At 66.0% G+C, this 10,793-nt stretch carries 5 protein-coding genes; all 5 read right to left on the minus strand.

Annotated elements, in window-relative coordinates; genetic code table 11:
* The coding region (locus tag RT662_RS08115; RefSeq protein WP_313670205.1) for a VPS10 domain-containing protein at positions 1 to 2,340 on the minus strand (2,340 nt) is incomplete at its 3' end.
* Positions 2,341 to 2,437: 97 nt separating this feature from the next.
* Positions 2,438 to 5,482, minus strand: coding sequence for a VPS10 domain-containing protein (locus RT662_RS08120; protein WP_313670206.1), 3,045 nt, complete (start codon positions 5,480 to 5,482; stop codon positions 2,438 to 2,440).
* A 145-nt stretch (positions 5,483 to 5,627) separates the two neighbouring features.
* Positions 5,628 to 6,023 carry a RidA family protein gene (locus RT662_RS08125; protein WP_313670207.1) on the minus strand — a complete coding sequence of 132 codons (396 nt, stop codon included), beginning with the start codon at positions 6,021 to 6,023 and terminating at the stop codon, positions 5,628 to 5,630.
* Positions 6,013 to 7,140, minus strand: a complete 1,128-nt coding sequence (locus RT662_RS08130) for an alanine racemase (RefSeq protein WP_313670208.1) — start codon at positions 7,138 to 7,140, stop codon at positions 6,013 to 6,015. Before RT662_RS08130 ends, RT662_RS08125 begins: the two co-directional genes overlap by 11 nt.
* A 5-nt stretch (positions 7,141 to 7,145) precedes the next feature.
* Complete coding sequence (gene putA / locus RT662_RS08135; protein WP_313670209.1) at positions 7,146 to 10,754, minus strand: bifunctional proline dehydrogenase/L-glutamate gamma-semialdehyde dehydrogenase PutA; 3,609 nt, start codon at positions 10,752 to 10,754, stop codon at positions 7,146 to 7,148.
* Positions 10,755 to 10,793: the final 39 nt, after the last annotated feature.

The following is a 10,793-nucleotide window of genomic DNA, read 5'->3' on the forward strand; positions in this document are numbered from 1 at the left end:
TGCCCCGTGCGGCAGATTGTCGGGCAGTTGCAGATCAACCTCCTGCAGGGGCAGGCCCCCAACGCCGCGGGCAGCAGCGCGCGGCGCATAGAGCCGCGCGGCGCGCGGGGCGGCATCGGCGGCCAGCTCGCGCAATGGCCCCAGATCGTCCAATATCCAGAAAGAACGTCCCTGCGTGGCCACGGCCAGATCGCCCCGGTGCACCTTCAGGTCCATCACCGGCGAGGCTGGCAGGTTGAGCTGCAGCGATTGCCAGCGGTTGCCGTCGTCGAACGAGACGAACAACCCGAATTCGGTGCCTGCATACAGCAACCCGCGCCGTTCATTGTCTTCACGCACCACCCGCACCGGGTGGTTGGCGGGAATGCCGTTGGTGCCGTCGGCGATCCGTGTCCAGGTGCGGCCATAGTCTTCGGTGCGGAAGACATAGGGGGTGAAGTCATCCAGCTTGTAGCGGTAGGCCGCCACGAAGGCGCGGCCCGGCGCGTGCGGCGATACCTCGATCCGGTTCACGGTGGAGAGCGGCGGCAATGCCGGCGGCGTGATGTCTGTCCAGCGCTTGCCGTCGTCGCGCGTGATCTGCACGCGGCCGTCGTCGGTGCCTACCCAGACCGTGCGCGCGTCGTGCGGTGATGGCGTGACCGCATAGATGGTCGTGAACGTCTCCGCCCCGTTGGGATTGTCGGCCGTGATCGGCTCGCCCGGCCATGCCTGATAACGCGTGTCGTTCGTCGTCAGATCCGGCGAGATGCGCGTCCAGTTGTTGCCGCGGTCGCGGCTGCGGTAAAGATATTGGCTGGCATGGTAGACGGTGGCCGGGTCGTGCGGGCTCACCACGATCGGCGCGAGCCATTGCCAGCGGTTGATCTTGTCGCGCGGCGCCAGCGCCATGGCCTCCGGGTAGACAGTCACGCTCACCCGCGTGTCGTCGCGCAGGTCCTGCCGGTTGATTTCGCCGCCATAACAGCCGCCGAAGATGATCTCGGGATGATCGGGGTGCAACGCGACAGGGCCGGTTTCGCAGCCGGCGGCATAGCCCCACTCCTGCTGCGGGCGCAGGCTATTGTGCAGCCGCCGCTGCAGCACGCTGATGCTCGAATTGTCCTGCTGCGAGCCATAGAGGCGGTAGGGAACCTGGTTATCCACCACCACGTCGTAAAGCTCGGCTGTGGGCTGGTTGTACACCGACGAGAAGGTGCGTCCGTCGTTCACCGTCACCTGGGTGCCGCCGTCGCTCGATACCCCGAAAACGCGCGGGTCGCGTGGGTTGATCCAGATGTCGTGGGTGTCGCCATGCGGCACCGGTATTTTCTTGAACGTGGCGCCGCCATCGGTGGAACGCAGCAGCGGCACGTTCATCACATAGACCTTGTTGGGGTCCACCGGATCGGCGCGCACATGGCCATAATACCACGGCCGTCCGCGCACCTCCTTGTCGGTGTTGACCAGGCTCCACGTCGCGCCGCGGTCGTCGGAACGATAGAGCCCGCCACCCGGCTCCGCCTCCACCAGTGCCCACACGCGGCGCGGGTTGGCGGGTGACACCGTCACCCCCACCTTGCCCACGTTGCCGGTCGGCAGGCCGCCGGCCAGCTTGCGCCACGATGTGCCGCCGTCGGTGGTTTGGTACACCCCGCCATCCGGCCCGCCGGAAATCATCGTCCATGGCTTGCGCTCGATGCGCGACAGGCCGGCATAGATCTCGTCCGGATTGTCGGGGCTCATGGAGAGGGTCACGGCGCCGGTGCCATCGTTCACGAACAGCACATGCTCCCACGTGGCGCCGCCGTCGCGCGTGCGATAGACGCCGCGTTCCTTGTTGCGGCCAAAGGGATGGCCGAGCGCGGCGACATAGACCACGTTTGGGTTGGTCGGATGGACGACCAGCTTGCCGATGGCGCCCGATTCCGGCAGGCCCACGTGGCGCCAGGTCGCGCCGCCATCGGTCGATTTCCACACGCCGCGCCCCACCGAACTGTTGCCCCGGATGGAGGCAGAACCGGTGCCGACATAGATGATGCGCGGGTCGCTGTCGGCCACGTCGATGGCGCCGATGTTGCCGACATTCAGGAACCCGTCGGTGACGTTTGTCCAGTGGCCGCCGGCGTCGTCGGTCTTCCACACACCGCCGCCGGTGGTGCCCATGAAGAATATATTGGGCTGCTCAGCAATGCCGGCCACGGCGGTGGCGCGGCCGCCGCGGAACGGCCCGACCATGCGATACGAAAGACCGGCATAGAGTGAAGGATCAACGGCAACGGGGCTGGGCGCCGGCGACTGCGCGTGGAGCCCGGCGATCGGCAGGAAAGCCAAGAGCGCGAGCCCGACACGGCGAAGCATCGCGGTGGCTAACCGATTGGCGGAGCGGCTTGAATGGAGCATGCACTGTTGTGGCGTTCGAACCCGGTTTGCGCAAGAGCGCCCAGCGCCGTCTCGATCAAGACGGGCCGAGCGCTGCAAGACGCGCCTTGAGTTCGTCGAGCCGGGCCAACAGCGCATTCACGGCCGTGATCGACTGGGTGGTTGGCCGGGCATCCGCCTGCTGCAGCAGCTTCAGCATATAGACCAGCTTCTCCTGCAGGCTGACGATCGTCTCCTGCTCGGACGGCGCGGCGGTGATGCTGCCGTAACTGGTATCGGGATTTGCTGCCTCGCCATCGCCGCGCAGGCGGAGCAAGGCGACGCGCTGGGCGGCGGTGGCGGCTGCAAGCTGGGCATCGACGCTGTCACGCATTGCCTGTGCCGCCTCGCTGGCCTTCAGCAATTGCAGGCTATGGTGAGCCTGCAGCGCAAGATCTTCAGCTGGCACGTGCACGCGCGGATCGAGCCGGACATCGAGCCCGGCCTCGCGCGTCACGCCGTCTGCCGTGACCCGCACGCGATACGGGCCGGGAAGCACGAATGGCCCGACGGGATCGCTTGGCGTGTTGCGGAAGGTCGCCGCAATATCATAGCCACGCCGCACGCCCTTGGGCGGTTCATGGCGAAGGTTCCAGACGAAGCGATGATGGCCCGGCGTCGTCGCCAGGTGCTGCGGCGGCCTGATCCAGTAGGTCGGATGGGGCAGCGTCACCGGATCCAGCCTCTCCACCTTGTCGTCACTGGAAAATAGGCGCACCCGTGTCCCCTTGCTGTCGAGGATCTCGAGCCTGACGTTGGCGGCGTTGGTGGGCAGGAAATAGTCCAGCGCCACGCCATCGGGCGGATTTTCGCCCGTCGGCTCTTCCGGTGGCAGCGGGGTGTCATGGAACATGTTCGAGCGGACCCGCGTCGCGATCGCGGGTTTGAACAGATGGAGGCCCCTGGCGTTCCGTGCGGCGGCAAGCTCACGCAGGATCGACATATCGTCCAACACCCAGATCGACCGCCCGTGGGTGCCGATCACGAGATCATCGTCATGGACGACGAGGTCGCGAATGGACGTTACCGGCATGTTCATGCGCAACGCCTGCCAGTTCGCGCCATCGTCGATCGAGAAATACACGGCGCGTTCCGTGCCGGCGAACAGCAGGCCGGGCTGCTTGGGATCCTCGCGCACGACATTCACCGGGCCATCGTCGGGAAGGCCGGTGACGATGCGGGCCCAGCTCCGGCCACCATCGTGGGTGCGGTAGATGTGCGGACGCATGTCGTCGAGCCGGATGGCGTTTACGGCCGCATAGGCGGTGTCATTATTGAAATGCCCGGCATCGAGAGCGGAGAGCTTGTCCCAGGCGCGCAGCGACGGCGGCGTCACGTTTGTCCAGTTGCGCCCTACGTCCCGCGTGATGTGGATCAGGCCATCATCGGTGCCGGCCCAGATGATGCTCGCATCGCGCGGTGATGGCGCCAGGGCATAGATCACCCCCAGCCGATCCATCGTCGCCAGCTGCGGCTCACGGAAATCGCCGATGCTCGCTGGCACGTCCGGCCGTTCACGGGACAGGTCTGGGCTGATGATCTCCCAGCTCTCGCCGCCGTTCACGGTCTTCCACAGCACGTTGGTCGCGAACAGCAGCGCCTTGGGATCGGCGGGATGGAACATCAGCGGCATGGACCGCTTGATCCGGTATTTGCCGGATCGCAGCGCTTCCGGGGCGATGTTGCGGGTCTGCCCTGTCCGCCGATCGAACCGCACGACACGGCCGCCATAGATCAGATCGGGGTTCAGCGGATCGGGCGCCACAAAGGCATATTCATCGGCGCCCACGCCCATCCAGTCGCGGAAGGAGATCTGGCCGCCGTTGCCGCGGCTGGCGATGCCGATGGCGCCGCTTTCCTGCTGGCCGCCATAGATCCAATAGGGAAACTGCCTGTCGGTGGAGACATGGTAGAGCTGGGCGGTCGGCTGGTTGTACCAGCTGCTCCAGCTGCGCCCGCCATTCACGGATATGGTGGCGCCCTGGTCGGCGGTGTAGATCATGATGTCAGGCGCTTTCGGATTGATCCACATGCGCTGATAATCGTCCCCGCCGGGCGCCCCCTTGTGCGATATCCAGGTCTTGCCACCGTCCTCCGATCGATAGGCGGCGGTGTTGGCGAGGAAGACGAGATTTTCATTCGTGGGGTGCACGATGATTTCCCCATAACCGCCGTCCGGCCCCCAGATGCGCCGGTCGGTGCTGACCAGCGCCCAATGCACGCCGCCATCGTCGGAGCGGTAGATGCCACCGTCCTTCACGGCGTTGATCACGGCATAGATGCGGTTTGAATTGCTCGGCGCGACGCCAACGCCGGTCAGGCCCAGGCCCTGTGCTGCGCCCGGCAGGCCGCCTGAGAGCTTGCGCCAGCTCGAACCGCCGTCGACCGACTTGTAGATGCCGCTGTTCGGCCCGGAAAAACGCGCATTCTCCCACGGTCCCTCGCGGTGTTCCCATAGGTTGGCGTACAGGATGTTGGGATTATTGGGGTCGAACTCGATGCGGTTCGCGCCGGTATTGGCGTTTACGTACAGAATCTTTTCCCACGTCGCCCCGCCATCGCGGCTGCGAAACACGCCGCGTTCGCTGTTCGCGCCATAAGGGCGCCCCATGCCGGCGACATAAACGGTGCCCGGATCGGTGGGATGCACGATGATGCGGCCCACCTGGCTCACGTCTTTCAGGCCGATATGGGCCCAGCTCTTGCCGCCATCCACAGACTTGAAGATGCCATCGCCGGTGCTGAGATCGGGGCGGTGCAGCCCTTCGCCGGTGCCGACATAGATGACATCCGGATGCGAGGGGGACACGGCGATGTCGCCAATGGAACCGGTTGACGCCGCATCGAAGATCGGGCGCCAGGTGCGTCCGTAATCATCCGTCTTCCAGACGCCGCCATTGTTGACGCCCACGAAGAAGACATTCGGCTGGCTGGGAATCCCGACTGCGCCCACCGTGCGCCCGGCGCGAAACGGGCCGACAAGCCTGTAGCGCAAGGATTGATAGGCCTCGGAACCCGGCGCAGCGTTGGTGCCAGCCACGGTTTGCGCCTGGCTGGCTTCTGCCGCAGACAGGCTGAACATCAGAGCGATGCCAAGAGTGCGTATCACCGGCAGCAGCGGCATGTTGTTGTCCTCAGCCCAAGAATTTTCTGCAGCATGCCAGCAGGCAGCGAAAACGCAACGCGTCTCTCCGTCAGCCATGATAAGTTCGAGTCCGCCGGGCAGATCAGCAGCGCAGCGCGATGGCATCAATCTCGATCCGATAGCCGTGATGCAGCACCGGTACAGGAACGACTGTTCGGGCCGGCCGATGTTCGCCCATGGCTTGCGCATAGAGCGCGTTGAAGACCGGCCAATCGGCGATATCGGTCACATAGACCGTGACCTTGACGATGGCCTGGCGTGACGCACCAGCCGCTGCCAGGGCGGCGAACAGATTGGCGAGCGCTTGGGCAGCTTGTGTGGCGAAATCGGTTTCGGGGGCGTGCGTGCCATCGGGCAGCACCGGCAATTGGCCGGAAACGAACAGGAAGCCGCCGGCAAGGCAGGCGTGCGAATAATGCCCGCCGGGCGGCGCGGCGTCCGTCGGATTGACGCAGCGGATTTCAGCCTCACCAGCCACTGAACCGCTCCCAGCTGTCGATGATATCGGGCAATCCCGCCACCACTTCATAGCAGGCATGCTGGGCCGCCGTGGCGCAGGCGTGATTGGGCAGGATGCGCAGGCGATCGCCGACCTTCAGATCGGGCACGGTGGCGTTGGTGCCGGGGCGCACGCCGATCACGCCATGTTCCTGGTTGGCCTGCAGCACGATGAGATCGCCCAGCACCTGGCCATCAAGGCAGCACACCAGGCCATAGCCTTGATCGACGGCCTGGCCAGACGTGCCTCTGTCGCGGGACAGCGCCATCCAGCCGGCATCGACAATCACCAGTCCTCGCTCGGGATAGGTGCCAATCACCGTGGTCAGCACCGACAAGGCGATGTCTTCAAGCGGGCACACACCAACCCCGTGCATGACCAGATCACCGAACATGAAGACGCCGGCGCGAAATTCGGTGACACCATCCAGATTGCGCACGGCATTGCCGGTGGGGGTCGATCCGATGCTGACGATGCAGCAGGCGTGGCCGGCCTGTTCCAGCAGCCGCGCGGCCGTGGCGGCGCGGGCGGCTTCCTGATCAGCGAAATGCGCCAGCTCGTCCGGATGAGACAGGGAATAGGAGCCGCCGGCATGGGTCATCACGCCGGCAAAATTTGGGCCCAGCGCAGCGGCGATGGCGATGAGGGCCGCGCCATCATCGAAGCCGACGCCAGCGCGGTGGCCATCAACATCCAGCTCGATCAGGGTCGGCAATTCGCCGCTAGGCGCAGCCGCACAGATTGCAGCTGCCATGGCGACATTGTCGGTGACGACGGTGAGATTGATGCCCTGTTCGCGCAGCGCCTGCACCGGCGCGATCTTCTGCGGTGACAGGCCAACAGCGTAGAGAATGTCGGTGAAGCCAGCCGCGCCGAACAGTTCCGCCTCCTTCAGGGTGGAAACGGTGATGGGGTGGCGGGCCCCTTTGAACAGCATGTCGGCGACCGCGATGCTCTTGGCGGTTTTCAGATGCGGGCGGAACAGCACGCCGGGGGCGACGCCGGCGAGATGATCGCGCATCCGTGCCATGTTGCGCGCCGCGATGCCGCGATCCAGCACCAGCGCCGGGGTGGGGACAGTGGAGAGGGTGCGCATGGCGATCAGACCATCGCCATCAGGCTGGCATTGCCGCCGGCGGCCGTCACGTTGATCGAAGTGGAGACCTCCTCCACCAGCCAGTCACGACGATAACGGCCTTCATGGTCGGCCATCTGCACGATGGGGATCTGCCCGGGCATGGCAGCGAGGCGCTGCAGCAGGCCTGGGGTCGATGCTTCGATCAGCACCGCCGCGCAATCGGCAGATGCCGGCACGTCCGGCAGCCAGCCGAGGCGCAGGCTGACCAGCGGCGGCAGGCTGGCAAAGGCAGCCGGCGGCGAACCGGGCCAGACGATATCCGCGTGGTTGCCGGCGGCCAGCGCCGCGCCGATCTGGCAGGCAAGGCCCTGCTGTGTTGCTGGGATCAGCAGCACCCGCCCGCGCGGATGCAGGGCGTAACGATTGGTTTCGCCCACAGGGCCAGGCAGTTCAAGGGCGAGGCCCGTAAGTTGCGGCTCCAGCGCGGCGCTGCCATCCATGCCGGTGGCCTCCAACCACCCAGCAAATGCCACCACGGCAGGATCGTGCGCCGCGCCGCTGGCAAGCGCGGTGTTAGGCTCCGACTGCACCAGCCGGCCGAGATAGAGCGGCCCGCCAGCCTTGGGCCCGGTGCCGGACAGGCCGCGCCCGCCAAAGGGCTGCACGCCCACCACCGCGCCAATGATGTTGCGGTTGATATAGATGTTGCCGGCGGCGGCCTTGGCCGTGACGGCTTCGATGGTTTCATCCAGCCGCGTGTGCAGGCCGAAGGTGAGGCCATAGCCGGTGGCGTTGATGGCATCGACCAGCGCGGCCATGTCGTCGCGCTGGAAACGGACGACGTGCAAGACAGGCCCGAACACTTCGCGGCCGATCTGGGCGATGCTGTCGATCTCGATGATGGTGGGTGGCACGAAGCTGCCGTGGGCAGCCTCGGCGGGCAGGGGCAGCTGGTGGATGCGGCAACCAAGGCCACGCATGCGTTCGATATGGGCGGTGATGGTGGCCTGCGCTTCGGCGGTGATCACCGGGCCGATGTCGATCCGCAGCCGATCAGGATTGCCCAGCCGCAACTCAGCCAGTGCACCCTTGAGCATGGCCAATTGCTTGTCGGCAATATCCTCCTGCAGGCACAGGATGCGCAGCGCCGAACAGCGCTGGCCGGCACTGTCAAAGGCGGACGCAATCACATCGGCGGTGACCTGTTCCGACAGCGCCGAACTGTCGACGATCATCGCGTTCTGGCCGCCGGTTTCGGCCAGCAGCGGGATCGGGTTATCGCCATGGCGGGCAAGTTCGGCCTGGATCAGCTTGGCCACTTCGGTGGAGCCGGTGAACATCACGCCGGCAATTTCCGGCCGCGCGACCAATGCCGCGCCGATGCTGCCGTCGCCGGGCACGAACAGCAGCGCCTCGGTGGGAACGCCGGCCTCGTGCAGGATGCGCACGGCTTCGGCGGCGATCAGCGGGGTTTCCTCGGCCGGCTTGGCGATGACACTGTTGCCTGCCACCAGCGCCGCGGCGACCTGGCCAATGAAGATGGCAAGCGGGAAATTCCACGGGCTGATGCACAGCACCGGCCCCAGCGGGTTGTGGGTGGTGTCGAGCGTCTGGCGGGCCTGATCGGCATAGTAGCGCAGGAAATCCACCGCTTCGCGCACTTCGGCAATAGCGTTGGCGGCGGATTTGCCGGCTTCGCGAATGATCAGCCCCATCAGCAGCGGCATGTCAGCTTCGAGGCGGTCAGCGGCAGATTCCAGCAGGGCCGCGCGCTGGGTGACCGGAACGGCGGACCATGACGGGACCGCCTGCGCGGCAACCTGCGCTGCCTTTTCGACATCGGCCAGCGTGGCGAAGGCGACCGTGCCGACGGTATCGCTGCGGCCAGCCGGGTTGCACACCGGCACCGGGCTGGCGCTGGAAACATGCCCAGGAATCAGCGGTGCCGCCGTCCAGTTCTTCTGGACGCTCTCCTGCAGGCGCGTTGCCAGCGCCGCCAGCGCCGGTTCGCTGGCCAGATCGATGCCGGCCGAATTGCGGCGCTGGCCATAGATGGCGGCGGGCAGGGCGATGACCGGGTGCGGGCTGCCGCCAAGCGCACGGGCTTCCTCCACCGGATCGGCAATCAGTTCCTCAATGGAGACAGCCTCATCCCAGATGCGGTGGACAAAGCTGCTGTTGGCGCCGTTTTCGAGCAGGCGGCGCACCAGATAGGCCAGCAGCGTTTCGTGGGTGCCCACCGGCGCATAAATGCGGCACGGGCGGTTCAGCTTTTCCGGCCCCACCACTTCTTCATACAGTGCTTCGCCCATGCCGTGCAGGCATTGGAACTCATGATCACCGATGGCGAAATCCGGGCCGGCCATGGTGTGGATGGCGGCCAGCGTGTGGGCATTGTGGGTGGCGAACTGCGGGAACACCGCATCGCGCGCGCCAAGCAATTTGGCGGCGCAGGCAAGGTAAGACACATCGGTGTGCAGCTTGCGCGTGAACACCGGAAAATCACTGAGCCCATCGACCTGCGCGCGCTTGATCTCACTGTCCCAATAGGCGCCCTTGACCAGCCGCACCATGATCCGCCGCTCTGCCCGCCGGGCGAGATCAATCAGCCAGTCGATGACAAACGGGCAGCGCTTGCCGTAGGCCTGCACGACGAAGCCCAGCCCGTCCCAGCCCTTGAGTTCCGGCGACAGCGCCAGCACTTCCAGCAGGTCGAGCGACAGTTCCAGCCGGTCGGCTTCCTCGGCATCGATATTGAAGCCGATGCCATGGGATTTGGCCAGCGCCGCCAGCGCCGCCACGCGCGGCAGCAGTTCGGCCATCACCCTTTCCACCTGCGCGCGGGCATAGCGCGGGTGCAGGGCCGACAATTTGATCGAAATGCCGGGGCCGTCAAAAATCCCGCGCCCCGCCGCCGCCGCGCCAATGGCGTGGATGGCGTGCTCGTAATCGGCAAAATAGCGGTCCGCATCGGCCATGGTGGTCGCGGCTTCGCCCAACATGTCATAGCTGTAGGCAAAGCCTTGCGCTTCCAGACGGCGGGCGCGTTTCAGCGCCTCTTCGATGGTCTCACCGGTAACGAACTGATCGCCCATCATCTGCATCGCCATGTCGATGCCGCGGCGGATCACCGGTTCGCCGGCGCGCGCCAACAGGCGCGTGAGCACGGCGCCCAGCCCGGTTTCGGCAAAGCTCGCCGTCAGCTTGCCGGTTACCATCAGGCCCCAGGTGGCGGCGTTGACAAACAGCGTCTTGCCGTCGCCCAGATGCGCCTGCCAGTCACCGCCAGCGATCTTGTCGCGGATCAGCGCGTCGCGGGTTTCGTTGTCCGGGATGCGCAGCAGGGCTTCGGCCAGGCACATCAACGCCACGCCTTCCTGGCTGGACAGCGAATATTCCTTCACCAGCCCTTCGACGCCGCCCTGCTGGCCCTTGGCGCGCAGGGCGGTAACGAGGGAACCGGCGGTGGCGGCCACACTGGGGCGCAAGGCGGCCGGCAGTTCGGCCAGCGGCAGCAGGGCAACGACGGCTTCGCGTTCGGGCGTGCGGCAGGCAGCCGATATGCGTTGCCGCAGAGGCGTAGCGGGAGACAGGGCGGGCGCGAAGGCAGCAAAGGGGGCAGGGCCAGTCATGGCCGCGATATCCTCCAAACCCGCCCGCCACACAACAAC

The sequence above is a fragment of the Sandarakinorhabdus sp. genome (assembly GCF_032115815.1).
Classification (GTDB): domain Bacteria; phylum Pseudomonadota; class Alphaproteobacteria; order Sphingomonadales; family Sphingomonadaceae; genus Sandarakinorhabdus.